This window comes from Halomonas sp. NCCP-2165 (genome assembly GCF_023708045.1).
GTDB classification, from domain to species: Bacteria; Pseudomonadota; Gammaproteobacteria; order Pseudomonadales; family Halomonadaceae; genus Bisbaumannia; species Bisbaumannia pacifica.
The window spans coordinates 19,223-44,263 of the sequence record NZ_BRCY01000022.1 but is presented as its reverse complement, the minus strand read 5'-3'; the positions used below and the strand labels follow the sequence as shown (position 1 = coordinate 44,263).

At 67.5% G+C, this 25,041-nt stretch carries 24 protein-coding genes; 18 read left to right on the top strand and 6 right to left on the bottom strand.

Annotated elements, in window-relative coordinates; translation table 11 throughout:
* Nucleotides 1-118 precede the first annotated feature (118 nt).
* From luxS to NFU04_RS12080, 3 genes are all read left to right on the top strand, one after another.
* Nucleotides 119-646 (top strand): S-ribosylhomocysteine lyase, encoded by a 528-nt coding sequence (gene luxS, locus NFU04_RS12090; RefSeq protein WP_251309673.1) that lies wholly within the window; start codon nucleotides 119-121, stop codon nucleotides 644-646.
* 217 nt (nucleotides 647-863) lie between these two features.
* Nucleotides 864-2,453 (top strand): peptide chain release factor 3, encoded by a 1,590-nt coding sequence (locus NFU04_RS12085; RefSeq protein WP_251309672.1) that lies wholly within the window; start codon nucleotides 864-866, stop codon nucleotides 2,451-2,453.
* Between the two features lie 219 nt (nucleotides 2,454-2,672).
* Nucleotides 2,673-3,464: a TatD family hydrolase gene (locus NFU04_RS12080; RefSeq protein WP_251309671.1), complete on the top strand. Its 792-nt coding sequence runs from the start codon at nucleotides 2,673-2,675 to the stop codon at nucleotides 3,462-3,464.
* Between the two features lie 18 nt (nucleotides 3,465-3,482).
* Here the strand turns inward: NFU04_RS12080 and ygfZ are convergent, their stop codons facing one another.
* Complete coding sequence (gene ygfZ, locus NFU04_RS12075; protein WP_251309670.1) at nucleotides 3,483-4,520, bottom strand: CAF17-like 4Fe-4S cluster assembly/insertion protein YgfZ; 1,038 nt, start codon at nucleotides 4,518-4,520, stop codon at nucleotides 3,483-3,485.
* Between the two features lie 180 nt (nucleotides 4,521-4,700).
* Here ygfZ and NFU04_RS12070 point away from each other — a divergent pair, with 180 nt between their 5' ends.
* The 5 genes from NFU04_RS12070 (at nucleotide 4,701) to NFU04_RS12050 (ending at nucleotide 11,299) form a co-directional block, all read left to right on the top strand.
* Nucleotides 4,701-4,892, top strand: coding sequence for a hypothetical protein (locus NFU04_RS12070; protein ID WP_146801144.1), 192 nt, complete (start codon nucleotides 4,701-4,703; stop codon nucleotides 4,890-4,892).
* Nucleotides 4,893-4,958: 66 nt separating this feature from the next.
* Nucleotides 4,959-6,986 carry an excinuclease ABC subunit UvrB gene (gene uvrB / locus NFU04_RS12065; protein WP_251309669.1) on the top strand — a complete coding sequence of 676 codons (2,028 nt, stop codon included), beginning with the start codon at nucleotides 4,959-4,961 and terminating at the stop codon, nucleotides 6,984-6,986.
* Nucleotides 6,987-7,183: 197 nt separating this feature from the next.
* Nucleotides 7,184-8,692, top strand: a complete 1,509-nt coding sequence (locus NFU04_RS12060; RefSeq protein ID WP_251309668.1) for a fumarate hydratase — start codon at nucleotides 7,184-7,186, stop codon at nucleotides 8,690-8,692.
* A gap of 104 nt (nucleotides 8,693-8,796) precedes the next feature.
* Nucleotides 8,797-10,215 carry a cardiolipin synthase gene (cls, locus tag NFU04_RS12055; protein ID WP_251309667.1) on the top strand — a complete coding sequence of 473 codons (1,419 nt, stop codon included), beginning with the start codon at nucleotides 8,797-8,799 and terminating at the stop codon, nucleotides 10,213-10,215.
* 166 nt (nucleotides 10,216-10,381) lie between these two features.
* Complete coding sequence (locus tag NFU04_RS12050) at nucleotides 10,382-11,299, top strand: LysR substrate-binding domain-containing protein (RefSeq protein ID WP_251309666.1); 918 nt, start codon at nucleotides 10,382-10,384, stop codon at nucleotides 11,297-11,299.
* Nucleotides 11,300-11,384: 85 nt separating this feature from the next.
* On the opposite strand, the gene NFU04_RS12045 is transcribed toward NFU04_RS12050, so the two are convergent.
* Nucleotides 11,385-12,470 (bottom strand): bifunctional nicotinamide-nucleotide adenylyltransferase/Nudix hydroxylase, encoded by a 1,086-nt coding sequence (locus NFU04_RS12045; protein ID WP_251309665.1) that lies wholly within the window; start codon nucleotides 12,468-12,470, stop codon nucleotides 11,385-11,387.
* Nucleotides 12,471-12,614: 144 nt separating this feature from the next.
* On the opposite strand from NFU04_RS12045, the gene NFU04_RS12040 reads away from it, so the two are divergent.
* Nucleotides 12,615-13,517, top strand: coding sequence for a YihY/virulence factor BrkB family protein (locus NFU04_RS12040; protein WP_251309664.1), 903 nt, complete (start codon nucleotides 12,615-12,617; stop codon nucleotides 13,515-13,517).
* Between the two features lie 179 nt (nucleotides 13,518-13,696).
* Here the strand turns inward: NFU04_RS12040 and NFU04_RS12035 are convergent, their stop codons facing one another.
* On the bottom strand, nucleotides 13,697-14,677 hold the full coding sequence (locus NFU04_RS12035) for a Glu/Leu/Phe/Val family dehydrogenase (RefSeq protein ID WP_251309663.1): 981 nt from the start codon (nucleotides 14,675-14,677) through the stop codon (nucleotides 13,697-13,699).
* Nucleotides 14,678-14,942: 265 nt separating this feature from the next.
* Here NFU04_RS12035 and yccX point away from each other — a divergent pair, with 265 nt between their 5' ends.
* Complete coding sequence (yccX, locus tag NFU04_RS12030; RefSeq protein ID WP_251309662.1) at nucleotides 14,943-15,215, top strand: acylphosphatase; 273 nt, start codon at nucleotides 14,943-14,945, stop codon at nucleotides 15,213-15,215.
* 192 nt (nucleotides 15,216-15,407) lie between these two features.
* Here yccX and NFU04_RS12025 read toward each other — a convergent pair whose 3' ends face one another.
* The 3 genes from NFU04_RS12025 to NFU04_RS12015 form a co-directional block, all read right to left on the bottom strand.
* Entirely contained in the window at nucleotides 15,408-16,349 is a 942-nt protein-coding gene (locus NFU04_RS12025; protein WP_251309661.1) for a nucleoside hydrolase, read from the bottom strand.
* Nucleotides 16,350-16,563: 214 nt separating this feature from the next.
* Nucleotides 16,564-17,493 carry a ribokinase gene (locus NFU04_RS12020; protein WP_251309660.1) on the bottom strand — a complete coding sequence of 310 codons (930 nt, stop codon included), beginning with the start codon at nucleotides 17,491-17,493 and terminating at the stop codon, nucleotides 16,564-16,566.
* 114 nt (nucleotides 17,494-17,607) lie between these two features.
* Nucleotides 17,608-18,540, bottom strand: a complete 933-nt coding sequence (locus tag NFU04_RS12015) for a D-2-hydroxyacid dehydrogenase (RefSeq protein WP_251309659.1) — start codon at nucleotides 18,538-18,540, stop codon at nucleotides 17,608-17,610.
* 170 nt (nucleotides 18,541-18,710) lie between these two features.
* Here NFU04_RS12015 and NFU04_RS12010 point away from each other — a divergent pair, with 170 nt between their 5' ends.
* The 8 genes from NFU04_RS12010 to tolR all read left to right on the top strand — a co-directional run bounded on the left by NFU04_RS12010 (nucleotide 18,711) and on the right by tolR (nucleotide 25,039).
* On the top strand, nucleotides 18,711-18,962 hold the full coding sequence (locus NFU04_RS12010) for an FmdB family zinc ribbon protein (RefSeq protein ID WP_146801924.1): 252 nt from the start codon (nucleotides 18,711-18,713) through the stop codon (nucleotides 18,960-18,962).
* 49 nt (nucleotides 18,963-19,011) lie between these two features.
* Nucleotides 19,012-20,790: an aspartate--tRNA ligase gene (gene aspS, locus NFU04_RS12005; RefSeq protein ID WP_251309658.1), complete on the top strand. Its 1,779-nt coding sequence runs from the start codon at nucleotides 19,012-19,014 to the stop codon at nucleotides 20,788-20,790.
* 273 nt (nucleotides 20,791-21,063) lie between these two features.
* A complete protein-coding gene (ruvC, locus tag NFU04_RS12000) occupies nucleotides 21,064-21,612 on the top strand; it encodes a crossover junction endodeoxyribonuclease RuvC (protein ID WP_146801922.1) in 549 nt (182 codons plus the stop codon).
* A 147-nt stretch (nucleotides 21,613-21,759) separates the two neighbouring features.
* Nucleotides 21,760-22,380, top strand: coding sequence for a Holliday junction branch migration protein RuvA (gene ruvA / locus NFU04_RS11995; RefSeq protein WP_251309657.1), 621 nt, complete (start codon nucleotides 21,760-21,762; stop codon nucleotides 22,378-22,380).
* Between the two features lie 59 nt (nucleotides 22,381-22,439).
* Nucleotides 22,440-23,477, top strand: a complete 1,038-nt coding sequence (ruvB, locus tag NFU04_RS11990) for a Holliday junction branch migration DNA helicase RuvB (RefSeq protein ID WP_146801920.1) — start codon at nucleotides 22,440-22,442, stop codon at nucleotides 23,475-23,477.
* Nucleotides 23,474-23,887 (top strand): tol-pal system-associated acyl-CoA thioesterase, encoded by a 414-nt coding sequence (gene ybgC, locus NFU04_RS11985; protein WP_285835149.1) that lies wholly within the window; start codon nucleotides 23,474-23,476, stop codon nucleotides 23,885-23,887. Before ruvB ends, ybgC begins: the two co-directional genes overlap by 4 nt.
* Nucleotides 23,888-23,895: 8 nt before the next feature.
* Complete coding sequence (tolQ, locus tag NFU04_RS11980; protein WP_251309656.1) at nucleotides 23,896-24,585, top strand: protein TolQ; 690 nt, start codon at nucleotides 23,896-23,898, stop codon at nucleotides 24,583-24,585.
* 13 nt (nucleotides 24,586-24,598) lie between these two features.
* Complete coding sequence (tolR, locus tag NFU04_RS11975; RefSeq protein WP_251309655.1) at nucleotides 24,599-25,039, top strand: protein TolR; 441 nt, start codon at nucleotides 24,599-24,601, stop codon at nucleotides 25,037-25,039.
* Nucleotides 25,040-25,041 lie beyond the last annotated feature (2 nt).

The following is a 25,041-nucleotide window of genomic DNA, read 5'->3' as shown; positions in this document are numbered from 1 at the left end:
AGCCCCCGGAACCAGGCGGGGGCACGCCCTGGGTGAGTTCCTTGTGGGTAACGATGGCGTTACCATAGTACTCCCGTTCCCCCATTCGTCGATCCGACCAGGATAAGGAAAGGTTTCAATGCCCCTGCTGGACAGTTTTCGCGTCGATCATACCCGCATGCAGGCCCCGGCGGTGCGCATCGCCAAGACCATGCAGACCCCCTCCGGTGACCCCATCACCGTCTACGACCTGCGTTTCTGCGTGCCCAACGAGGAGCTGCTCTCCGAGAAGGGCATCCATACCCTGGAGCACCTCTTCGCCGGCTTTATGCGTGACCACCTCAACGGCGATAACGTGGAGATCATCGATATCTCGCCGATGGGCTGCCGCACCGGCTTCTATATGAGCCTGATCGGCACCCCCGAGGAGGCCCGGGTCGCCGAGGCCTGGAAGGCCGCCATGCAGGACGTGCTCCGGGTGCCCGGCATGGACCAGATCCCCGAGCTCAACGAGTACCAGTGCGGTACCTACACCATGCACTCCCTGGACGAGGCCAAGGCCATCGCCGAGCAGATCCTCGCCCGTGGCGTCAGCGTCAACAGCAATGACGAGCTCTACCTCAGCGAAGCGTTCCTCGACCAGGCCACCGCCAAGCCCGCCGACTAAGGGCTCCCGAGAGCCGACGGCCGCCCCGCCGGGTGCGGCCGTCACGTCATCGGCTTGCGCCGCCCACCCGGGCGGCGTTTTGCTGCCGAGCCGGCGGGTGCGGTCCTGGCGACAAGGCGGGGCCGGGCAAGCTACAATGCGCGCCAACCGACACCCATCGCCCCGCTCGCTACCCCTGGCGAGCCCCGGGGCGAATACAGATAGGCGACAGCGGATAATGCAAGACCAACAGCTGGCCCACGAAGCGGGGCTTCGACGCACTTTCGCGATCATCTCGCACCCGGATGCGGGAAAGACCACCATCACCGAGAAGATGCTGCTGTTCGGAAACGCCATCCAGATGGCCGGCTCGGTGAAGAGCAAGCGTGCCGATCGCCACGCCACCTCCGACTGGATGAAGATGGAGCAGGAGCGGGGCATCTCGGTGACCACCTCGGTGATGCAGTTCCCCTATGGCGGGCGCATCGTCAACCTGCTCGATACCCCGGGCCACGAGGACTTCTCCGAGGACACCTATCGCACCCTGACCGCGGTGGACTCGGCGCTGATGGTGATCGACGGCGCCAAGGGCGTCGAGGATCGCACCATCAAGCTGATGGAGGTGTGTCGCCTGCGCACCACGCCGATCCTCACCTTTATCAACAAGATGGATCGGGATATCCGCGACCCCATCGAGGTGATGGACGAGGTCGAGACGGTGCTCAATATCCAGTGTGCGCCCATGACCTGGCCCATCGGCATGGGGCGCCATTTCCAGGGGGTCTATCACCTCTACAACGACACCATCCATCTCTATACCCAGGGTCAGGGCAATCGCATTCCCGAGGACAAGCGCATCGAGGGGCTCGACAACCCCGAGGTGGACGCCGTGCTCGGCGAAGACCAGGCCGAGGAACTGCGCATGGAGGTGGAGCTGGTGCGCGGCGCCTCCCACGAGTTCGATCTCGAGGCCTACCGTCGCGGCGAGCTGACCCCGGTCTATTTCGGCACCGCCATGGGCAACTTCGGGGTGCGCGAGATGCTCGACGGCTTCGTCGAGTACGCCCCGGCGCCCCAGCCCCGTGAGACCGATAGCCGTTCGGTGGAGGCCGGCGATGGGCGCTTTACCGGCTTCGTGTTCAAGATCCAGGCCAACATGGATCCCAAGCACCGGGATCGCATCGCCTTCCTGCGGGTCTGCTCGGGCAAGTACGAGAAGAACATGAAGATGCGCCATGTGCGGATCGGCAAGGACGTGAAGATCGCCGATGCCTTGACCTTTATGGCCTCGGACCGGGCCCAGGTGGAAGAGGCCTGGCCCGGCGATATCATCGGCCTGCACAACCACGGCACCATCCAGATCGGCGATACCTTCACCCTCGGCGAGGACATGCGCTTCACCGGCATTCCCCACTTCGCCCCGGAGCTCTTCAAGCGCGTGCAGCTCAAGGACCCGCTGAAGATGAAGGCCCTGCAGAAGGGCCTGCAGCAGCTCTCCGAGGAGGGCGCCACCCAGCTGTTTATGCCGCTGGACAACAACGACCTGATCCTCGGCGCCGTGGGTAGCCTGCAGTTCGACGTGGTGGCCCACCGCCTCAAGGAGGAGTACAAGGTCGACTGTGTCTACGAGGCGGTGAACGTCCAGACCGCCCGCTGGGTCTATAGCGACGACGCCAAGAAGTTCGAGGAGTTCAAGCGCAAGGCCAGCGCCAACCTGGCCATCGACGGTGGCGGTTACCTGACCTATATCGCCCCCACCCGGGTCAATCTGCAGATGACCCAGGAGCGCTGGCCGGAGATCCGTTTCCAGCCCACCCGAGAACACTGATCCCCTTCGGGGAGCTGTAAGCTGTAAGCTTGAAGCTGTAAGAAAAACACGGGCCTTTTGCCATCGCCAACATGTGTGGCAAGGTCTCCGGCTTCCGGCTTCCGGCTTCCGGCTTCCGGCTTCCGGCTTCCGGCTTCCGGCTTCCGGCTTCCGGCTTCCGGCTTCCGGCTTCCGGCTTCCGGCTTCCGGCTTCCAGCTTCCGGCTTCCAGTTTGTGCTTATGCTAATCGACGCCCACTGCCATCTGGACTTTCCCGATTTCGATGCCGACCGGGAGGCGGTGCTGGCGCGGGCGCATGCCGCCGGCGTGGGGCACCTGGTGGTGCCGGGAACCACCCGGGCCCGCTGGCCGAGCGTGCTGGCGCTGGGGGCGCGTGACGACATCAGCGTCTGCCTGGGGCTGCATCCCTACTTTCTCGACGAGCACGGTGACGGTGACCCGGAGGCCCTGGACGCGGTCCTGGTCGAGGCCTTAGCCGAGGCGGGTGGCGGGCCGCGCATCGTGGCGCTGGGGGAGTGTGGGGTGGATGGCCGCCTCGGCGACACCCTGGCGGCCCAGTGGCGACTCTTCGAGGCCCAGGTGCGCCTGGCCAAGGCGCATCGCTTGCCCCTGGTGATTCACTGTGTGCGGGTCAATGACCTGATGGCCAAGCGGCTGCGTCAGCTGGCGCCCCCCCAAGGGGGGCTGATCCATGCCTTCGCCGGCTCCCCGGAGCAGGCCCGGCGCTTTATCGACCTGGGCTTCGTGGTGGGACTGGGCGGCGCCCTGACCCATGACCGCGCCAAGCGCTTGCATCGCGCCGTGGCGAGCCTGCCGGACGATGGCTATGTGCTGGAGACCGACAGCCCCGATATGCCCCTGGCGGGGCATCGGGGCGAGCGCAACGAACCCGCCCGGGTCGCCGAGGTGTGCCGGGCGGTGGCCGCGCTGCGCGGGCAGTCGGTGGCCCGGGTGGCGGCGGATAGCAGCGCCACCGCGCGACGCCTCTTCGGCCTCGAGGCGCCGCGCTGATGCGGCATCCGGCGCGGCTCAGCCCTTGTCGGCGAGTGCCTCGGGGTCGAGGCGCTCGATGGGGTAGGGCAGCTTGAGGCGCTTGAGGGGCTGCCCTGTCACCGACAGGGGGCCCAGGTCCTCCTTGGTGCTGAGCACCGCCAGCACTTCCGGCTGACCATAGGCGTCCAGCTCGGCACCGAGCACATCCCCCACCGACTTGCCGGCGGCGTCCTCCACCGCGCTACCCGGGGCCGGCCGCCGGTCGCCCTCCAGTTGGGCACGCACCAGGCGCTTCTTCACCTGGCCCCGGAAGTGGGCCCGGGCCACTACCTCCTGGCCGGTGTAGCAGCCCTTCTTGAAGCTGATGCCGCCCAGCGCCTCCCAGTTGATCATCTGCGGCAGATAGGCATCGGCCTGCTCGGCGCCTAGCCAGGCCAGCCCCGCCTGGATATCGTGCAGGCGCCAGATGGCGTTGCCCACCGGCTCGGCCTGGGCGCCGAGGGTCCGCCAGGTGTCGGCCAGGGCGGCCTCGGGAATTGCCAGCAGCAGCCGGGGGCGCGGTCCCGGGTGGCGCAGCACCAGGGTCTCCTCATCTGCCACCTGGTGCCAGATGGCCGGTGGCACCATATCCAGGCGGGCTTCGGCCAGGGCCGGGGCTTCCTGACCGATCAGTCCCAGCAGGGCAATATCGTCCCGCGGCGTCAGACTGGCCCGATAGAAGGGGGCGAACTTGCCCAGGTGCTCCGCCAGGGGGGTGACCAGGTCCCGGGAGAGGATCAGCCAGTAGGTCTGCTCCCCGCGGCGCAGCAGTTGCGCATTGGCCAGCACCCGCCCCTTGACCGAGCAGAAGCAGGTGAGCGGAGCGAAGTCGCCATCGGCCAGGTCGACCTGGGCGCTGGTCTGTCCCTGCAGGAAGCGCGCCGCGTCGCTGCCCTGGATCTCCAGCACGCCCAGGTGGGCCAGCGGGGCGATCACGGTGGCATCCAGGGCGCGGCGGGCCGGGTCCGGGGTGGGGAAATCGAGGTGTTCGGCATCCACGACCCGAACCCTGTCCAAAACACTCCAATCAATCATCGGGATCTCCTTGGCGGTGGTGCATCGACTCGATAGGGCCATGATACCGCAGGCGCTCCCCGGGGCCGATCCTCGTGGCGCCCCGATTGGCGAGCGGGCGGCGGCCGATGGGGCTCAAGGCGAGGCGATGGGCATGCTAAACTGCCAGGCTCTTTTCATTGGCGACATAAAGGTGGGGCCATGGCTCACTATTCCCTGGAATTCGAGGGCGTCGAAGGCGTCGAACTGATCAACCGCATCACCACCGCCCTGATGATGATGGATGGCGTCGAGAGCGTCGAAGTGGGGCGTCATGGCGCCGAGGTGGAAGGACGCGTCAGCCGCCAGGCGCTGCTCGGCGAGCTCAAGAAGCTCGGGGTCCGGGCCAAGTAGCCGTCCGAACGATCTTATACCGTTATCTTGCCGGGGGTTCCCCGGGCGTCCGATGGAGACAAGCGCATGAGCAAGTCCTTTCGACTGGCATCCAAGTTTCGGCCCGCCGGTGACCAGCCCCGGGCCATCGAGGGCCTGGTCCAGGGGCTGGAGGCGGGGCTTGCCCATCAGACGCTGCTGGGGGTCACCGGCTCCGGCAAGACCTTCACCATGGCCAATGTGGTGGAACGACTGCAGCGGCCGACCATCGTCATGGCCCCCAACAAGACCCTGGCGGCCCAGCTCTACGGCGAGTTCAAGGCGTTCTTTCCCGATAACGCCGTCGAATACTTCGTCTCCTACTACGACTACTACCAGCCCGAGGCCTATGTGCCCGCCTCGGACACCTTTATCGAGAAGGACGCCTCGATCAACGACCATATCGAGCAGATGCGTCTCTCCGCCACCAAGGCGCTGCTGGAGCGGCGCGACGCGCTGATCGTGGTCTCGGTGTCGGCCATCTACGGCCTGGGCGACCCCGACCAGTACCTCAAGATGCGCCTGCACTTCACCCGCGGCGAGCTGATCCACCAGCGCGATTTCCTGCGCCGCCTGGCGGAGCTGCAGTACACCCGCAACGACATGGACTTCAAGCGCGGTACCTACCGGGTGCGCGGCGACGTCATCGATATCTTCCCGGCGGACGCCGAGGACGAGGCGGTGCGCGTCGAGCTCTTCGATGACGAGATCGATTCCATTCGTCTCTTCGACCCGCTGACCGGGGAGGTGCGGGGCCAGGTCCCGCGGATGACCATCTACCCCAAGAGTCACTATGTGACGCCTCGGGAGACCATCCTCGAGGCCACCGAGTCGATCAAGGCGGAGCTGGTGGAGCGCCTCGACTGGCTGCGCAAGCACGACAAGCTGGTGGAGGCCCAACGCCTGGAGCAGCGCACCCACTATGACCTGGAGATGATGCTGGAGCTGGGCTACTGCAACGGCATCGAGAACTACTCCCGCTACCTCTCCGGGCGGGCCCCGGGGGAGCCGCCGCCCACCTTCTTCGACTACCTGCCGGACGATGCCCTGCTGTTTATCGACGAGAGTCACGTCAGCGTTCCCCAGGTGGGGGGCATGTACAAGGGCGACCGCTCCCGCAAGGAGACCCTGGTGGAGTACGGCTTCCGCCTGCCCTCGGCCCTGGACAACCGGCCCATGAAGTTCGAGGAGTGGGAGGCGATCTGCCCCCAGACCATCTTCGTCTCCGCCACGCCGGGCAACTACGAGGCGGAGCACGCCGGCCAGGTGGTGGAGCAGGTGGTGCGTCCCACCGGCCTGGTGGACCCGCAGATCGAGGTGCGGCCGGCCTCCACCCAGGTGGACGACCTGCTCTCGGAGATTCACCTGCGCACCGCGGTGGGGGAGCGGGTGCTGGTGACCACCCTGACCAAGCGCATGGCGGAAGACCTCACCGATTACCTGGACGAGCACGGCGTGCGGGTGCGCTATTTGCACTCGGATATCGATACCGTGGAGCGGGTCGAGATCATCCGCGACCTGCGCCTGGGCGAGTTCGATGTTCTGGTGGGGATCAACCTGCTGCGGGAGGGCCTGGATATTCCCGAGGTCTCCCTGGTGGCCATCCTCGACGCGGACAAGGAGGGCTTCCTGCGTGCCGAGCGTTCGCTGATCCAGACCATCGGCCGGGCGGCGCGCAACGCCAACGGCAAGGCGCTGCTCTATGGCGATCGCATCACCGATTCCATGCGTCGCGCCATGGAAGAGACCGAGCGGCGCCGGGCCAAGCAGCTGGCTCACAACGCGGAGCACGGCATCACGCCGCAGACGGTGACCCGCTCGGTGGCGGATATCCTCGAGGCGGCCCAGGCCCCGGGCAAGAAGGGCGGTCGCCGGCGTGGCGAGCGCAAGGTGGCCGAGCCCCAGGGGGCCTATGATCCCGCCGCGCTGTCTCCCGAGGCGCTGCACAAGGAGCTGGCCCGGGTCGAGGACGCCATGTTCGAGGCGGCCCAGAACCTGGAGTTCGAGGAGGCGGCGCGGCTGCGTGACCGCTTGCACGAACTTCAGGAGCGCCAGCTGGCCCTGGGGACCGTCTAAGCCCTGAGGTGGCGGGCGGAGTGAAGGGGATATTGCCGGGTTTATACCGTTATCATGTGTCGCGACACCTTGCCTGGTGCGACCTTGGGGGTAGGGCGTACCGCGGGCAGGGGGGATCGGGTATAATCTTCGCCGCCTAATAGCCCGCGCCTCGATGGGCCATGGGCACGACCCGACTAGCCAAGGAGTTCCTCCTAATGACCGTGATCCGCCAGGATGACCTGATCCAGAGCGTGGCCGACGCCCTCCAGTACATCTCCTATTACCACCCCAAGGACTTCATCGATGCCATGCATGAAGCCTACCAGCGGGAGGAGAACCCGGCGGCCAAGGATGCCATCGCCCAGATCCTGATCAACTCGCGGATGTGTGCCCTGGGCCATCGCCCGATCTGCCAGGACACCGGCATCGTCACCGTCTTCGTCCACGTGGGCATGAACGTCCAGTGGGACGCCCAGATGAGCCTCGATGACATGATCAACGAGGGGGTGCGTCGCGCCTACCAGCTCCCCGACAACGTGCTGCGCGCCTCGGTGCTGGCCGACCCGGACGGGGCCCGCAAGAACACCGGAGACAACACCCCGGCGATCATCCACCACAAGCTCGTCCCCGGCGACACCGTCGAGGTGCATGTGGCCGCCAAGGGCGGCGGCAGCGAGGCCAAGTCCAAGTTCGCCATGCTCAACCCCTCCGACAACGTCGTCGACTGGGTGCTGGAGCAGCTGCCCAAGATGGGCGCCGGCTGGTGCCCGCCCGGCATGCTGGGCATCGGCATCGGCGGCACCGCCGAGAAGGCCATGGAGATCGCCAAGGAGGCGCTGCTCGATCCCATCGATATCCAGGAGCTGCAGGCCCGCGGCGCCTCCACTCGCGCCGAGGAGCTGCGTCTCGAGCTGTTCGACAAGGTCAACCAGAGCGGCATCGGCGCCCAGGGCCTGGGCGGGCTGACCACGGTGCTGGATATCAAGGTCAAGGACTACCCGACCCACGCCGCCAACAAGCCGGTGGCGATAATCCCCAACTGCGCCGCCACCCGTCACGCCCACTTCACCCTCGACGGCTCCGGCCCCGCGGCCCTGCCGGCCCCCAAGCTGGAGGACTGGCCGGAGATCACCCGGGAGGCCGGCGACAACGTCAAGCGCGTCGACCTGGACAAGGTCACTCCGGAAGAGGTGCAGAGCTGGCAGCCCGGCGACACCCTGCTGCTCAACGGCAAGCTGCTCACCGGCCGCGACGCCGCCCACAAGCGCATGGTCGACATGATCGGCAAGGGCGAGTCCCTGCCGGTGGACCTGAAAGGGCGCTTTATCTATTACGTGGGCCCGGTGGATCCGGTGGGCGATGAGGTGGTCGGCCCGGCCGGCCCCACCACGGCGACCCGCATGGATAAGTTCACCCGCACCATGCTCGAGGAGACCGGCCTGCTGGGCATGGTCGGCAAGGCCGAGCGCGGCCCGGCGGCCATCGAGGCGATCCGCGACAACCAGGCGGTCTATCTGATGGCGGTGGGCGGCGCCGCCTACCTGGTGGCCCAGGCCATCAAGCAGTCCCGGGTGGTGGGCTTCGAGGACCTGGGCATGGAGGCCATCTACGAGTTCGAGGTGGAGGACATGCCGGTGACCGTGGCGGTGGACAGCCAGGGGACCTCGGTACACCAGACCGGCCCCGCCAAGTGGAAGGAGATCATCGCCGAGAAGGTCTCCTGAGGCGAACCCCGCCGTACATTCTGATAGTCTTGGGTGGCCCCGTGGGCCCGGCGACGCGCGCCGGGCCCCCGGGGGCCACCGCCGTCTTGCAGAAGGAGCCTGCCATGACCGCCTGGTTGCTGGGCCTGGGGATCTTCCTGGTACACCTGCTGGGTTTGCTGTCGGCACTGCTCGCGCTGATGTCCAGTCGCACCTCCCAGGGGGCCGTGGCCTGGATCATCAGCCTGATCACCTTTCCTTATGTGGCGCTGCCCGCCTACTGGGTCTTCGGTCGCCCGCGATTCTACGGCTATGTCTCCGCCCGGGGCGAACGCGATACCGTGCTGCGCCGGGTGCTGGTCGACTACCGTCGGCGCCTGGAGCCCTATCGGGCCGACCCGGGGCATGGCGATATCCGCGCCGTGGAGCAGTTGGCCATGATGCCCCTGACCAGCGGCAACCGCACCCGGCTGCTGATCGATGGCGAGGCCACCTTCGAAAGCCTCTTCGCCGGCATCGAGGCCGCCGAGGAGTATCTGCTGGTGCAGTTCTTTATCGTCCGTGACGACCCCCTGGGCTATGACTTCAAGCGTCGCCTCGAGCGGGCCGCCGAGCGCGGCGTGCGGGTCTATTTCCTCTATGACGAGATCGGCAGTCACAAGCTCGGGGACGGCTACCTCAAGGACCTGGCGGAGGCGGGGGTGCATGTCACCGCCTTCAACTCCTCCCGGGGGGTGCGTCACCGCTTCCAGCTCAATTTCCGCAATCACCGCAAGGTGATGGTGGTCGACGGTCAACGGGGTTGGCTGGGGGGGCACAATGTCGGCGTGGAGTACCTGGGCAAGAGCTCGCGGCATGGGCCCTGGCGGGACACGCATCTGCAGTTGGAGGGGCCCAGCGTCCTGGGCCTCCAGGAGGCCTTCTGGGAGGACTGGCACTGGGCCACCGGCGAGGTCCTGAGCCTGGAGTGGCGGCCGCGCAGCACCTGCGAGGAGTGCCAGAACGTGGTGATCGTGCCCTCCGGCCCCGCCGACCGCCAGGATACCGCCAGCCTGCTGGTGCAGCAGGCCATTCACAGTGCCGAGGAGCGACTCTGGGTGACCAGCCCCTATTTCGTGCCGGATCAGGGGGTGCAGGATGCCCTGCGCCTGGCCGCCATGCGCGGGGTGGACGTACGTATCATGATCCCCGAGCGCCCCGACCATCTGCTGGTCTTCCTGTCGGCCTTCTCCTTCCTGCCGGACATGCTCAAGGCGGGGGTCAAGGTCTATCGCTACCAACCGGGCTTCCTGCATCAGAAGGTGATGCTGATCGATGACCATAGTGCCAGCGTCGGCACCATCAACCTGGACAACCGCTCCTTCCGGCTCAATTTCGAGATCACCGCCTTCGTCCCCGATCGTCGTTTCGCCGCCGAGGTGCGGTTGATGCTGGAGCAGGACTTCGCCGCCTGTCGGCGTATCGATTATACGGAGATCGAGGGGCGGGCCCTGTGGCGCAAGTTGCTCTCCCGCGCCGCCTATCTGATGTCACCCATCCAGTGACAGGCGCACTCCAGGACGGTTGGTTTACGAAAAGCCGACCCCGCCCCTTGGCCTGGTATCGACTTACCGCTAAATTACCCGCTTCGGTGCGGCCCTGGGAGGCTGCCGGGCGTCTTCCGCCGGCTTCCCGGGCCGCCGCTTGTCCTGTCGTCCATCGGGAGTCGTGGTGAACCTCGAAACCAAATGGCTGGAAGACTTCGTCGCCCTGGCCAATACCCGCAGTTTTTCGGGCTCGGCGCGTCAGCGTCATGTGACCCAGCCGGCCTTCAGCCGGCGGATTCGTTCCCTGGAGCAGGCGGTGGGGGTGACCCTGGTCGACCGCTCTACCACCCCGGTGGGCCTGACCCCCGAGGGCCAGCTCTTCCTGGTCACGGCGCGCCACCTGGTGGAGCAGCTCAATGAGTGCCTGGGCCACCTGCGTGGCGTCTCCATGGCCAACGAGGCCCTGGATATCGTCGCCGCCCACTCCCTGGCGTTGACTTTCTATCCCCAGTGGATCTCGCGGCTGCAGCAGGGGACCGGCGAGCTGCCCACCCGGCTGGTGGCCATGAACATGGGCGAGGCGATCCATGTGCTGCGGGAGGGCAACTGCGACCTGATGCTGGGCTACTACGACCCCTATGCCACCATGCAGCTCGACGCCAAGGTCTTCCCCTCCTTCTCCATCGGCCAGGTCAAGATGATCCCGGTCTGCCTGCCCGATGGCGACGGCGAGCCGCGCTTCCCGCTGGAGGGGGAAACGTCGATTCCCTACCTCTCCTATACCCAGGGCGCCTTCCTGGGACGCAGCGTGCGTATGCTGCTCAAGAACGACCCGCTGCGCCTGCGGCTGCGCACCGTCTACGAGACGGCCATGGCGGAAGGCCTCAAGGGCATGGTGATGCAGGGCGTGGGCATGGCCTGGATTCCCGACTTCTGCATCCGCGAGGAGCTGGCCAGTGGTCGGCTGGTACGCGCCGGGGACACCGCCTGGGACGTGCCCCTCGAGATTCGCTTGTATCGTTGTTCCCTGGTGCACAAGCCCGGCGTCGAGAAGCTGTGGCGGCAGATGATGAAGCTGCCGCGGGACTTCCTGCAAGGCTAGGGCGGATAAGCGAGCCTGGGCGAGCGCATCCGACATCGGCGTCGGATGCGCCTGTGGTTTACCCGATCTACTCCCCCGCGGTAATTCAGGGAGTCCCGAAGTCGGCGGGCAGGCCCAGGAAGTTCTGGATAATAAAGAAGTGATCCTCGAAGAGGCTCTCCGGCTCCAGGTCGGCCAGGGCCACCCAGCGGGCCTGCTCGCCCCCCTTGGCGGGCTTGAGCTGGGGGAGCTGCTGCTCGGGGCGCAGGGCGAAGTAGAAGGCCTCCGCCAGGGTGCGGCCCCGCCAGCTGCGATGGGGCTCGTCGAAGAGTCGCTGGCCGCGCAGCGATCCCTTGAGTACCGGCTCCGGGACCTTGAGGCGCACTCGCTCGCGCAGCTCCCTCAGGCAGGCATCCAGCAGCCGTTCGTGGGGGTTGATAAAGCCCCCCGGCAGGGCCAGCAGCCCCTTGCCCGGCGCCGCGCCGCGGCGCACCAGCAACACATGACCCGACTGCACCACCACCGCATTGACGGTAACGAAGATGGGCGGGTAGGGCGCCTGTTCCCAGGCCTTGCGGTACTGGTTGAGCAGGTGCTGCTCCTCGAGCAGGCGCTGGAAGGCCTCCGAGCGTTCCACGAACCCCGCCAGGGTGTGATGAATGCTGGGGGGCAAGTCGTGGTGGGCGCCGGTGGAGAGGTAGTCGGCGGCCGAGGAGGGGGAGCGGAACAGGCGCTCGCGGATCTGGGTGGCGGCGATTCCCTCCACCAGGGGCACACTCACCGACTCCCACTGGGGAAACAGCGTCAGGTAATAGCTGGACTGGCCGCGACTGGCGCCGATCAACCCGATGCGCGGCAGCCTGCCGTGGCTCGGACTGGCGATATCCCGCACCTTGCGTTGCACGTCACGCACCCAGACATCGTCGTTGTAGAGGGCGTCGAGCAGGGGCGCGATCTCCAGGCGGGCATTCTCTTCCGGATCGAAGCAGCTACGCAGCAGGTCGTGGCGCTCCTCGAAGCGCCAGGGATTGCGCAGCGAACGCGCCTGCCAGGCCGAGCCCACCAGCACGATGACCTGACGAGCCCGCTTGAGGGCCTCGTGGATCACCGCCAGATGCCCGAGGTGGGGAGGCTGGAAGCGGCCGATAAAGACCAGGCAATCGAAATCGTACCCGGAGGGGGTAGGGGACATGGGGGACTCCGCCAGGATCGGTGGCGCCTATTATGGAGAGCCCTCCGGCGGGCGGCAACCGAGACCCCGTGAGCACGGCGTTCGGCATCCCGGGTGGCCTTACGGTATGCTGGCCACCCTGGCCAAGATGAAAAGGAGCGCGGTGTGATCAAGGAAACGGTGATCTTCTGGTGGCGGATCGTGCATGACGCCATCCGCCTGTGGCTGGAGCGTAACGCCTTCAGTTATGCCGGCTCCCTGGCCTTCTATACGCTTTTCTCTTTGGCGCCCACGGTGATCATCGCGGTCACCGTTATCGGCATGGTGCTGGGCGAGGAGGCCGCCCAGGGGCAGATCGTTGCCCAACTCCAGGGCACCATGGGGAATGACGCCGCCGCCGCCATCGAACAGGCGGTGGCTCAGTCGCGAATCGAGGAGTCGGGGCTCCTGCCCACCCTGCTGGGGGTCGGCGCCCTGCTGGTGGGTGCCACCACCGTCTTCGCCCAGATGCAGTTCTCCCTCAATACCCTCTGGGGGGTGACCGCCAGGCCCAGCAGCAACAGCCTATTCGTCTTTCTCAAGAATCGGGTGCTGTCGCTGACCATCGTGCTGGCCATCGGCTTTATCCTGCTGGTCTCGCTGGCTTTCGGCGTCATGGTGAAGAGCCTGCTCGGGCATGCCGAGAACCTGGTCCCGGCGGTGGGAATGCTGGCCGGCAGCGCCGAGTTCCTGATCTCCCTGGCGATGATCGCGGCGCTCTTCGCCACCATCTTCAAGGTCCTGCCGGACGTGGTGCTGAGCTGGCGGGATGTGCTGGTGGGCGCCCTGGTCACGGCACTGCTCTTCGCCCTGGGGCGCTATGGCATCGCCAGCTACCTGGCCTATACCGCCACCGCGTCGACCTATGGCGCCGCCGGCTCCGTGGTGGTCATCTTGCTGTGGGTATATTACTCATCGCTGATTCTTCTGTATGGCGCGGCCTTTACCAAATGCCACCTGCTGGCCCGCCACAAGACCATCACCCCACGCAATACCGCCGTGGTGGTCAGGCACGAACTGCTGGAATGATCGCGCCGGTGTCGATAACCGCCGTGGTGGTCAGGCACGAACTGCTGGAATGATCGCGCCGGTGTCGATAACCGCCGTGGTGGGTAAGCATCAGTTGCCGGAGTAAGGTCCTCCCTATGAACTGCCGAGGCCGCGCCCACTGGGCGCGGCCTCGGCGTTGAGGGTGCCGGCCGGAGGCCTCAGGCGGCTCGTGGGCGGTCGGGACGAAAGCGTTCCTCGGCCAGGCGGTCGGCGACCTGTTCGGGGCGCTTGCCTTCCCGCCTGGCGCCCTCGAAGATCGTCGCCAGGGTGGTGCCGATGCGCTCCACCTGGGCGATAACCGCCTGGCGGTCATAGTCGCTGCGGCGCTGCCAGGCCACCTCGATCACCCCGCCGGCATTGGTCACGTAGTCCGGCGCATAGAGAATGCCGCGGCGATGCAAAGCCTCGCCGGCGGCGGGCGTCGCCAGCTGATTGTTCGCGGCCCCGGCCACCACCTTCGCCCTGAGGCGTCGACAGGCGGTCTCATCGATGGCGCCACCCAGCGCACAGGGGGCGAAGACATCGACATCGGCATCGAAAATCGCCTCCGGGGGCAGCGTCGCGGCGCCGAGCTCCTCGGCCAGGTGGGCACCGACGCTGCCGACGCCCTGGATCGCGACGCGCACGCCATCGAGGTCGTCCCGTCCCAGGCCGTGGCGCACCGCGGCCTGCAGGCCGTGAAAGACCCCCAGGGCGGTGAAGGGCGAGGGGTCGCCGGACTCGTCCTCGCTGCGGCGCAGGCCGGTGACATACGTGGTCTCCTCGGCGATCCACTGCATGTCCGCCTCGCTGGTGCCGGAATCCTCGGCGGTGATATAGCGTCCGCCCAGGCGCTCCACCAGTCGACCCATGGCACGCATCAGCGCCGGGGTCTTGTCGCGCCTGGGGTCGGCGATGATCACCGCCTTGCCGCCGCCCAGGGGCAGGCCGGCCAGGGCCGACTTGTAGCTCATGCCCCGGGAGAGCCGCAGCACATCGCTGAGGGCCTCGCCGTCGCTGGCATAGGGGAAAACGCGTAGCCCTCCCAGGGCGGGGCCCAGGTGGGTATTGTGAATGGCGATGATCGCCTTGAGGCCGCTGGCCTCGTCACAGCCGTAGACCACCTGTTCGTGGTGGTCGAAGTCGGGATGATCGAACATGGCAGGGTCCCTTCGTGGGGGTGACTCATTGTTATGCGCACGCCAGGGGTGATGGCGTCGCCAGGTCGGGCTTATGGCCCTGTGCCCAGATTAGCCAAAGGCGATGCCGCTGCCTAGCGGCTCGCCGGGTTTTCGATCGTCTCGGGAGAGGCGCCCGACATGCCGGTGGCGGAGCAAGGCCGCCCCCTTGGCGCCGGCGGACTCGGGTGCTAGAACAGGGGGACAGAGGCCGCCGCCGGCGGAATCATCGAAGGGAGGAGTCAGCATGAGCAAGCAGTGCATCAAGGCCTGGGTCAGCGGCAAGGTGCAGGGGGTCTGGTACCGCCGGGCCACCCAGGAGCAGGCCCTTCAGCACGGCCTGACCGGCTATGCCAAGAACCTGCCCGATGGTCGCGTCGAGGTGCTGCTGTGTGGCGAGGAGGAGGCGGTCCGCGCGGTGACCCAATGGCTCTGGCAGGGCCCCGCCGAGGCCCGGGTCAGTCAGGTCAGCCTGGAAGAAGCGGCGCCCCGTGACCCGGATGCCTTTATCACTCTCTAGAGCAGGGGTGGATGTAGGCCGCGCCCGTATTGCTGAGGAGCGCTGGGGGAAGACCGGAGCAAAGCGTCTTTTTCAGGGATGAAAAAGTCGAGCGCCCAGGGAAGGGTTCACAGCGTCTTTGCGAAGTGTCATCCCCCAGAATAGCTCCGAAACTCAAAGAGCTGAGTTTCCTCAGAGGTCTGCCCTACAACGCTATTTTAGGGTGTCGACGATCCACTGCACCACGGCGGGGCCATCGGCGCCCAGGCAGGCCTCCACCAGGGGCGTTTGTGACCAGCGCGCGTCGATAAAGGCGCGGCCTTCCGGGGCGAAGAGCGTCTGTCCCGCGGCGTCCCCCTCGGTGATCACGCTCAGGTGGCCCCGGGCGGTGGTGAAGAGCTCCGGGTGCAACAGCCAGGCCAGGGCGCAGCTGTCGTGGGGGCAGCAGCCATCGATGCCCAGGGCCTGCTGGTAGAACTCCCGATAGAAGGCGTAACTGCCCTTGAGCACGGCGCCGAGTTCGCCCTGGCCGGCGGCGATGGCATCCATGTCGGCGGGGCTCAGCACGCAGCGATGGGTGGCGTCCAGGCCGACCAGGGTCAGCGGCCAGCCGGCGGTGAGGACCCGCGAGGCGGCGTGAGGATCATTGAAGATATTGGCCTCCGCCACCGGCGAGACGTTGCCCCCCTCCCTGATGGAGCCGCCCATGATGACTACCCGCTTGACCGCCTCGACGATGCCCGGATCAAGCTGCAGGGCCGCGGCCAGGTTGCCGAGGGGACCCACCGCCACCAGGGTCACCTCGCCGGGACGGGCGCGTACCGTCTCGACGATAAACTGCGCCGCACCGATCGGCTTCGCTCGGCCCTGGACCTCCGGCAGGTCGATATTGCCCAGGCCATTGGCGCCATGGATATGCGCCGGCGCCGGGTGCCGGGGCTTGACCAGGGGGCCGGCGGCGCCCTGGGCTACCGGGATGCGGCGCCCGGCCAGCTCGCTGAGCAGCAGGGCGTTGCGGGTGGCGACATCGATATCCACATTGCCGTAGGTGGTGGTCAGGCCCAGCAGCTCGATCTGCGGATGGCGCAGGGCGATGGCGATGGCCTGGGCATCGTCCACGCCCGGGTCGGTATCGAAGATGATCGGATAACTCATGGGGGATCTCCATCTAGGGCCAGGTTGAGAGGACGGCGACCTAGGCTTGTACGAAAACTGCCTGCGCTCGCCCATACGGCGTTAAAAATCGGCTCGTGCGCGAGTCCGATCAAAGTACTCATTTACACCCCGTAAACTCGTACGCGTGCCCGGTCCGTCTTTTCGCCGATTTTTGCCTTGTCTGTCCATCGCTCGCCGACGTTTCGTACAAAACCTAGTGGCCGTCGTCGCTTTCCAGGGGGCAGGGTGGCCATTCGGCCAGGGCGGCATCCACCGCCTGAGCCCAGGGAATGCTCGGGGCGGCGCCGGGGCTCTGGACGCTGAGGGCGGCGGCGGCACTGGCCCGTCGCAGGCAGGTCTCGATATCGCCTCCGGCCTGGCGGGTCGCTAGGAAGACGCCGATAAAGGTGTCGCCGGCGGCGGTGGTATCCACCGCGGCGACCCGATGGGCGGCCAGGCGCAGGCGCGTCTCCTTGTGGCGGTAGTGGACCCCGTCCGCGCCCAGGGTCAGCACCAGTTCCACCTCGGGGAGGCGCCCGGCCAGGGCATCGAGCAGGGCCGCGGCGGGGCTGGTCTCGTCTGCTCCGGCCAGGGCCGCGGCCTCGCCGCGATTGACGAACAGCAGGTCGCAGGTCTCCAGCGGCAGCCGGGTGGCCGCCTCGTCCATGGGCGCCGGATTGAAGGCCAGGGTCAGGCCGTGCCGCTTGGCGGCCGCCATGGCCGCGGCCAGGCCATTGCACTCGTTCTGCAGCAGCAGGGTGGTGCCGGGCTCGGCGGCGGCGATCCGCGCCACCAGGGCGTCCTCGTCGAAGCCATGATTGGCGCCCGGGTAGAGGATAATGGCGTTCTCGCCATCGTCGTCGACCTGGATCAGCGCATGGCCGCTGGGGGCGTCGACCAGTTCGAGGTCATCGAGCGCGACCCCGGCCTCATCGAGGGGCGCCAGGGCCCAGGCGTCACCGCGACCCAGGCGCCCCCAGTGGGTGACGCGGCCCCCGGCCCGGGCCAGGGCCAGGGACTGATTGGCGCCCTTGCCACCCAGCACCCGTTGGTAGTCGCGGCTGGCCAGGGTCTCGCCGGGCCGCACCAGGTGCGGCACCCGATAGACATGATCGATATTGATGGAGCCCAGGTTATAGAGCATGGCGTCCTTCCTGCGGTCCGGCGCGGCGGCCGGATGGAAAAAGCGGTGACATTTGCCCCGGCGTCTCGCCTAAGCCTAGCCGGGGCACGCCTGGCGCGTTTTCACGCTGGCGGTTCAGGGCAACGCTCGCGCCAGGTTCTCGGCGGTCAGTTGGACCACCCGGGCCCGCGCCTCCGGGGTGATCCAGGCATTATGGGGGGTGACGATCAGGTTGAGGGACTCGTCGAGGGCATCGAGGAGCGCATGGCCCCGGCGGGGCGGCTCCTCGGGCAGGCTGTCGACCCCCAGGCCGCCGAGGTGTCCCGCGCGCAGTGCCGCCAGCGCCGCCGTCTCGTCGATGATCCCGCCCCGGGCGCAGTTGATCAGCAGGGCGCCGGGCTTGAGGCGGGCCAGCAGCGCCGCGTCGACCAGGTGATGGGTGGCCTCCGTCAAGGGGCAGTGCAGGCTCAGTACATCGGCCCGGGGGGCCAGCTCGGCGAGGGCAGGGCGGGAGTCGTCGGCCTCCCGGCCGGGGCGCGCGGCATAGTCGACGCGCATGCCGAAGGCCCCGGCCAGCTCGCCGACGCGGCGCCCCAGCTCCCCCTGGCCGACGATCACCAGGCGCTTGCCTTCCAGTTGCAGGGTGGCGGGAGAGAGCAGGCAGAAGAAGTCGCTGCGCCCCCAGTCACCGGCGGCGACCCGGCGCTGGTAGTGCGGCAGGCGATTGGCCAGGGCCAGCATCAGCATCAGGGTGTGCTGGGCCACGCTGGCGGTGCCATAGGCGCTGACGTTGCGTACCCTGATGCCGAGGCGCTCGGCGGCGGCCATGTCGATATTATTGGTGCCGGTGGCCAGCACGCAGATCAGCTTCAGCTCCGGCAGGTCCTCGAGCAGCTCGCCATCCAGCACCACCTTGTTGACGATGGCGACCCGGGCGCCCGCGAGGCGTTCCCGGCGCTCGTCCGGGGCGGTGGCGGCATGCACCGCCAGTTGGTCGACCCGCTCGCGCAGGGGGCTGAGGTCGATATCCTCGCCGAGGCTGGCGGCATCGAGTAGCACGGCTTTCATCACAATTCCTCGAGTGGCTTCGGCACCTTGCCCCCATGGGGGCGCGACGCGCTATAATGCGGGGCTTTCCGGTGGCCTTGGAAAGGCCGGCGCCAGGCCCCATATCGGCCATCGCCGGCCTGGTCGGGGTGTGTTCCAGGCCAATAGCGTATTCAGGAGTGATTAGAACCATGCCCATCTACGAATATGAGTGCAAGGCCTGTGGCCACCGTCTCGAGAAGCTGCAGAAGGTCAGCGCCGCGCCGCTCACCGACTGCCCCAGCTGCGAGGCCGCCGAGCTCTCCCGCCTGGTCTCCGCGGCGGGCTTCCGCCTGGCCGGTGGCGGCTGGTACGAGACCGATTTCAAGTCCGGCAGCAAGAAGAACCTGGCCGGCGACGGCGCGGCCAGCAAGGCGCCGAGCAAGGACGGGGCCGCCGCCTGAGGCGGCCCGATTCCCCCTCTTCGATAAACGCTAGAAAACAGGATTCGACATGCGCAGCCATTATTGCGGCCAGCTTAACGAGACACTGGTGGATCAGACGGTCACCCTCTGTGGTTGGGTGCACCGTCGCCGTGACCACGGTGGGGTGATCTTCCTCGACATGCGCGACCGTGATGGCATCGCCCAGGTCGTGGTGGACCCGGATACCGCCGAGGCCTTCGCCAATGCCGACCGCTGCCGCAACGAGTTCGTGCTGCGCATCGTCGGCCGCGTGCGGCCGCGCCCCGAGGGCACCCAGAACCCCAACATGCCCACCGGCATGATCGAGGTGCTGGCCAAGGAGGTGGAGATCCTCAACACCGCCGCCACCCCGCCCTTCCAGCTCGACGAGCATGGCAAGGTGGGCGAGGAGGTGCGCCTCAAGCACCGCTATATCGACCTGCGCCGCCCGGAGATGCTCGACAAGCTGCGCCTGCGCTCGCGGATCTCCCACAGCGTGCGGGCCTTCCTCGAGGGCCAGGGCTTCCTGGATATCGAGACCCCGATCCTGACCCGGGCCACCCCGGAAGGCGCCCGGGACTACCTGGTGCCGAGCCGTACCCACGCCGGCAGCTTCTTCGCCCTGCCGCAGTCGCCGCAGCTGTTCAAGCAGCTGCTGATGGTGTCCGGCTTCGACCGCTACTACCAGATCGCCAAGTGCTTCCGCGACGAGGACCTGCGCGCCGACCGTCAGCCGGAGTTCACCCAGATCGACCTGGAGGCCTCCTTCGTCGACGAAGACGAGATCATGGGCATCACCGAGTCGATGATCCGCCAGCTCTTCCAGGAGGTCCTCGAGGTCGAGCTGCCCGAGTTCCCGCGCATGCCCTACGGCGAGGCGATGAGCCGTTACGGCTCCGACAAGCCGGACCTGCGCATCCCCCTTGAACTGGTCGACGTGGATGACCTGATGGCCCAGGTGGACTTCAAGGTCTTCTCCGGCCCGGCCAAGGCCGACGACGGCCGCGTCGCCGCCCTCAAGGTCCCCGGTGGCGCCGAGCTCTCCCGCAAGGCCATCGACGAGTACACCAAGTTCGTCGGCATCTATGGCGCCAAGGGCCTGGCCTGGATCAAGGTCAACGAGCGCGCCAAGGGGCTTGAGGGGCTGCAGTCGCCCATCGTCAAGTTCATGGAGAACGTGATCGACGAGCTGCTGGAGCGTGTCGACGCCCAGGACGGCGATATCATCTTCTTCGGCGCCGACAAGGCGCGGGTGGTCAACGAGGCCCTGGGCGCCCTGCGCGTCAAGCTGGGCGAGGACCTGGACCTCTACACCCAGGCCTGGGCACCGCTGTGGGTGGTCGACTTCCCGATGTTCGAGGACGACGGCAGCGCCCGCATGCAGGCCCTGCACCATCCCTTCACCGCGCCCTCCTGCGACGTGGAGGCCCTCAGGGCCGACCCGGCCCAGGCGCTCTCCCGCGCCTACGACATGGTGCTCAACGGCACCGAGCTGGGCGGCGGCTCCATCCGTATCCACGATCAGGAGATGCAGCGGGCCGTCCTCGAGGTGCTGGGCATCGACCAGGCCGAGGCGGAAGAGAAGTTCGGCTTCCTGCTCGACGCCCTCAAGTACGGTGCGCCGCCCCACGGTGGCCTGGCCTTCGGCCTCGACCGCCTGGTGATGCTGATGACCGGGGCGCGGACCATCCGCGAGGTGATCGCCTTCCCCAAGACCCAGAGCGCCGCCTGCCTGATGACCGACGCCCCGGGCGAGGTCAGCGCCGAGCAGCTCAAGGAGCTGAATATCCGCCTGCGGGCCAAGGCCAAGCCGGAAGCCGCCGAATAAGGCGAGCCACTCCGACACGCACGACTCCTACCGGCGCCCCTGTGGCGCCGGTATGTTGTTGGGGCCGTGGTTGTCGCGGCCAGAATGGCTGAGGGACGCTGGGGGCAGGGCGGAGCAAAGCGTCTTTATCATGGACGATAACGTCGAGCTTCCAGGGAAGGATTCACGGCGTCTTTGTGCGGGGCCGGCCTTCCGGGGCTGTCCCCAGGGTAGTTCCGTAAAAACCAGGAAGGATGGCATGACAGATAGCGGCATATGCAGAGGTACCGAGATATGCTGATCCTGGGGATCGATCCCGGCTCGCGGATCACCGGTTATGGGGTGCTCGACGTCGGCGAGACGCGGCCCCGCTACGTGGCCAGCGGCTGCATCCGTACCCGGGGCGATGACCTGGCCCAGCGCCTGGCACAGATCTATGCCGGGATCAGCGAGCTGATCGGCCTGCATCGCCCGGGCGAGCTGGCCATCGAACAGGTCTTTATGGCCAAGAATCCCGACTCGGCCCTCAAGCTGGGGCAGGCCCGGGGCACCGCCATCGTCTGCGCCGCCAACCATGGCCTACCGGTGAGCGAATACGGGCCGCGCCAGATCAAGCAGGCGGTGACCGGCACCGGCGGTGCCGACAAGGCCCAGGTGCAGCACATGATCAGCGCCGTGCTGGGTCTCGACGGCACGCCCCAGGCGGATGCCGCCGATGCCCTGGCCATCGCCCTGACCCATGCCCATGCGCGCCTCGGCCTGATCAGCCGCGGCAGCTATGGCGGGCGGCGCGGCGGCGGCAAGGGGTGGCGCGCCTTCGACCCCGGCAGCCGCGGATCCTGAGGGCCGGGCACGGATGCCCGGCCTGCGACTCACGGCGGCGCCTCGGCTGAGGCGTGCGTGCACACTAGATGACGATTCTGGCCTCTGGTCAGCCTAGCGGGCGGCCAGTATAGTGAACGCCAGTCTTAGCAAGGATCGATTCACGGCATGATTGGACGCCTGCGTGGCACCCTAGTGGAGAAGCAGCCGCCCTGGCTGGTGGTCGACGTCGCCGGCGTCGGCTATGAACTGGAAGCCTCCCTCACCACCCAGATGGCCCTGCCGGCGGTGGGCGAAACGGTCTCCCTGCACACTCACCTCAGCATTCGCGACGATGCCCACCTGCTCTACGGCTTCGCCCGTGGCCAGGAGCGGGAGCTGTTCCGCGCCCTGATCAAGGTCAATGGCGTGGGGCCCAAGCTGGCCCTGGCGATCCTCTCCGGCATGGACGAGGCGGCCTTCGTGCGCTGCGTGCGGGAGGATGACATCAAGTCGCTGACCCGGCTGCCCGGCGTCGGCAAGAAGACCGCCGAGCGGCTGATCATCGAGATGCGCGACCGCTTCCCCCACTGGACCGGCGACGAGGGGGGCGGCCTCGAGGTGCTGGAGGCCGCGGCGGCGGGGCAGGGAGCGGCCCCCCAGAGCGATCCCCTGGTGGATGCCGAGGCGGCCCTGGTGGCGCTCGGCTACAAGCCCGCCGAGGCCGCCAGGATGCTCGCCGGCTGCGAGCGCGGGCTCTCCACCGAGGCCCTGATCAAGGCCGCCCTGACCCGCAAGCTGGCGGGCTAGGGCGGCTGCCCCCATCGATGCCGGCCCCCTGAGGCGGCCGCGCAGGATCGGAAGTCACTATGCTCGACAATGATCGACTGATCGCCGCCGCCCCCCAGGGCGGGGAGCTGGTCCAGGACCATGCCATCCGCCCCAAGCGGCTGGCCGACTATATCGGTCAGCCGCGGGTGCGCGAGCAGCTGGAGATCTTTATCCAGGCCGCCCGGGGGCGTGGCGAAAGCCTCGACCATACCCTGGTGTTCGGCCCCCCGGGGCTGGGCAAGACCACCCTGGCCAATATCATCGCCGCCGAGATGGACGTGGATATCAAGTCCACCTCGGGACCGGTGCTGGAGCGCCCGGGGGACCTGGCCGCCATGCTCACCAACCTCGAACCCGGCGACGTGCTCTTTATCGACGAGATCCATCGCCTCTCGCCGGTGGTGGAGGAGGTGCTCTATCCGGCCATGGAGGACTTCCAACTGGATATCGTCATCGGCGAGGGGCCGGCGGCGCGCTCCATCAAGCTCGACCTGCCGCGCTTCACCCTGGTGGGGGCCACCACCCGGGCGGGGCTTTTGACCTCGCCGCTGCGCGACCGCTTCGGCATCGTCCAGCGCCTGGAGTTCTACGGCATCGACGACCTGACCGGTATCGTCTCCCGCTCGGCGCGGCTGCTGGGCGTGGAGGCGGATGGCGCCGGCGCCGCGGAGATCGCCCGCCGCGCCCGGGGCACGCCGCGCATCGCCAATCGCCTGCTGCGGCGGGTGCGCGATTACGCCGAGGTGCGCGGCCGCGGGGTGATCGATGTCGAGGTGGCGGATCGCGCCCTGGACATGCTGCACGTGGATCACCACGGCCTCGACCATATGGATCGCCGCCTGCTGCTGGCGATGATCGAGAAGTTCGATGGCGGCCCGGTGGGCGTCGACTCCCTGGCCGCCGCCATCGGCGAGGAGCGCGACACCATCGAAGACGTGATCGAGCCCTACCTGATCCAGCAGGGGCTGATGATGCGCACCGCCCGGGGGCGGGTGGTGACTCGCCAGGCCTATGCCCACTTCGACCTGGTGCCCGACTCCGCCACCCCGGATGCCAGCGGCGAGGTGCGCCCATGAGCGGCACGGGCGAGTTCCGCCTGCCGGTACGGGTCTATATCGAGGACACCGACGCCGGGGGCATCGTCTATTACGTCAACTACCTGAAATTCATGGAGCGCGCCCGCAGCGAGTGGTTACGGCGCCTGGGCCATACCCAGCGCGAGCTGCTCGCCGAGGGCGTGCAACTGGTGGTCCATCGCCTGGAGTGCCGCTATGCCCGCCCGGCGCGTCTCGATGACGACCTGGTGGTCAGCGCCGCCGTCGCCGAGCGGGGCGCCAGCCGTGCCACCTTCGTCCAGCGGGTCAGCCGCGCCGGGGAACCCCTGTGCGAGGCGAGTGTCGACATCGCCTGTCTGGATGCCCAAACCCTGCGGCCCCGCCGCTGGCCGGCGGCCCTGGCCGCGGCCCTAACCCCCGAGCTTCGATGAGGACGCCCGTGAACGACAGCATGTCCATTCCCCACCTGATCATGAATGCCAGCACCGTGGTGCAGCTGGTGATGCTGATCCTGGTGCTCGGCTCCATCCTCTCCTGGGTGGTGATCTTCCAACGCAGCCTGGTGCTGCGCCGTGCCAAGAAGGCGCACAAGGCCTTCGAGGAGCACTTCTGGTCCGGGGTCGATCTCAACGACCTCTATCGCCAGATTCCCGCCGAACGCGAGAGCCTGGGAGGCGAGCACCTGTTTCGCGCCGGCTTCCGGGAATTCCACCGCCTCTTGCCCAAGGCCAAGAGCCCCCAGGCGATCCTCGATGGGGTGCAGCGCAGCATGCGCGTCGCCTGGTCCCGGGAAGAGGAGCGCCTCAACCTGCACCTGGTGTTCCTGGCCACGGTGGCCTCGGCGAGCCCCTATATCGGCCTGTTCGGCACCGTCTGGGGCATCATGGGCTCCTTCCAGTCGCTCTCGATGGCCCAGCAGGCGACGCTGGCCACCGTGGCGCCGTGGATCGCCGAGGCGCTGATCGCCACCGCCATGGGGCTGTTCGCCGCCATTCCGGCGGTGATCTTCTACAACCGCCTCTCCGCGGAGACCGGGCGCCTGCTCGGCAAGTACGAGGATTTCGCCGAGGAGTTCCACTCCATCCTGCACCGGAACCTGCAGGGCCGCGGCGAGAGCGCGGCGGCCTGACGGAGACCCCACCATGCATGGACCCTTCAACCGGGGCGGTCGCCGCCGTCCCATGGGCGAGATCAACGTGGTGCCCTTTATCGATGTCATGCTGGTGCTGCTGGTGATCTTCATGATCACCGCACCCATGCTGACTCAGGGCGTCCAGGTCGATCTGCCCCAGGTGAGTTCGTCACCCATCGAGGATAACGAGGAGCGCGAGCCCATCGTGGTCTCGGTGGACCGCGACGGTAACTACTATATTTCTCTCGGCGACGAGGAGACCCCGCTGGGGCTCGACGAGCTCGCCGAGCGGGTGATCATCGTGCTGGATCGCAACCCGGGCACGCCGGTGATGGTGCGTGGCGATCGCAATGTCAGCTATGGCCAGGTGGTGACCCTGATGAGCACCCTGCAGAGCGCCGGCGTCGGCAATGTGGGGCTGATCTCCGAACCGCCGCCGCAGGAGGGCTAGGG

Bases quoted from the DNA above. Each gene is read 5' to 3' on its own strand.
- NFU04_RS12070 (WP_146801144.1), top strand. From the start codon at position 4,701: ATGGCTCACTATTCCCTGGAATTCGAGGGCGTCGAAGGCGTCGAACTG.
- yccX (WP_251309662.1), top strand. From the start codon at position 14,943: ATGAGCAAGCAGTGCATCAAGGCCTGGGTCAGCGGCAAGGTGCAGGGG.
- ybgC (WP_285835149.1), top strand. From the start codon at position 23,474: ATGAGCGGCACGGGCGAGTTCCGCCTGCCGGTACGGGTCTATATCGAG.
- NFU04_RS12025 (WP_251309661.1), bottom strand. From the start codon at position 16,349: ATGAGTTATCCGATCATCTTCGATACCGACCCGGGCGTGGACGATGCC.
- NFU04_RS12085 (WP_251309672.1), top strand. From the start codon at position 864: ATGCAAGACCAACAGCTGGCCCACGAAGCGGGGCTTCGACGCACTTTC.
- luxS (WP_251309673.1), top strand. From the start codon at position 119: ATGCCCCTGCTGGACAGTTTTCGCGTCGATCATACCCGCATGCAGGCC.
- ruvB (WP_146801920.1), top strand. From the start codon at position 22,440: ATGCTCGACAATGATCGACTGATCGCCGCCGCCCCCCAGGGCGGGGAG.
- NFU04_RS12080 (WP_251309671.1), top strand. From the start codon at position 2,673: ATGCTAATCGACGCCCACTGCCATCTGGACTTTCCCGATTTCGATGCC.
- NFU04_RS12045 (WP_251309665.1), bottom strand. From the start codon at position 12,470: ATGTCCCCTACCCCCTCCGGGTACGATTTCGATTGCCTGGTCTTTATC.
- NFU04_RS12015 (WP_251309659.1), bottom strand. From the start codon at position 18,540: ATGAAAGCCGTGCTACTCGATGCCGCCAGCCTCGGCGAGGATATCGAC.
- ruvA (WP_251309657.1), top strand. From the start codon at position 21,760: ATGATTGGACGCCTGCGTGGCACCCTAGTGGAGAAGCAGCCGCCCTGG.
- uvrB (WP_251309669.1), top strand. From the start codon at position 4,959: ATGAGCAAGTCCTTTCGACTGGCATCCAAGTTTCGGCCCGCCGGTGAC.
- cls (WP_251309667.1), top strand. From the start codon at position 8,797: ATGACCGCCTGGTTGCTGGGCCTGGGGATCTTCCTGGTACACCTGCTG.
- NFU04_RS12060 (WP_251309668.1), top strand. From the start codon at position 7,184: ATGACCGTGATCCGCCAGGATGACCTGATCCAGAGCGTGGCCGACGCC.
- NFU04_RS12035 (WP_251309663.1), bottom strand. From the start codon at position 14,677: ATGTTCGATCATCCCGACTTCGACCACCACGAACAGGTGGTCTACGGC.
- ygfZ (WP_251309670.1), bottom strand. From the start codon at position 4,520: ATGATTGATTGGAGTGTTTTGGACAGGGTTCGGGTCGTGGATGCCGAA.
- aspS (WP_251309658.1), top strand. From the start codon at position 19,012: ATGCGCAGCCATTATTGCGGCCAGCTTAACGAGACACTGGTGGATCAG.
- NFU04_RS12010 (WP_146801924.1), top strand. From the start codon at position 18,711: ATGCCCATCTACGAATATGAGTGCAAGGCCTGTGGCCACCGTCTCGAG.
- tolR (WP_251309655.1), top strand. From the start codon at position 24,599: ATGCATGGACCCTTCAACCGGGGCGGTCGCCGCCGTCCCATGGGCGAG.
- ruvC (WP_146801922.1), top strand. From the start codon at position 21,064: ATGCTGATCCTGGGGATCGATCCCGGCTCGCGGATCACCGGTTATGGG.
- NFU04_RS12020 (WP_251309660.1), bottom strand. From the start codon at position 17,493: ATGCTCTATAACCTGGGCTCCATCAATATCGATCATGTCTATCGGGTG.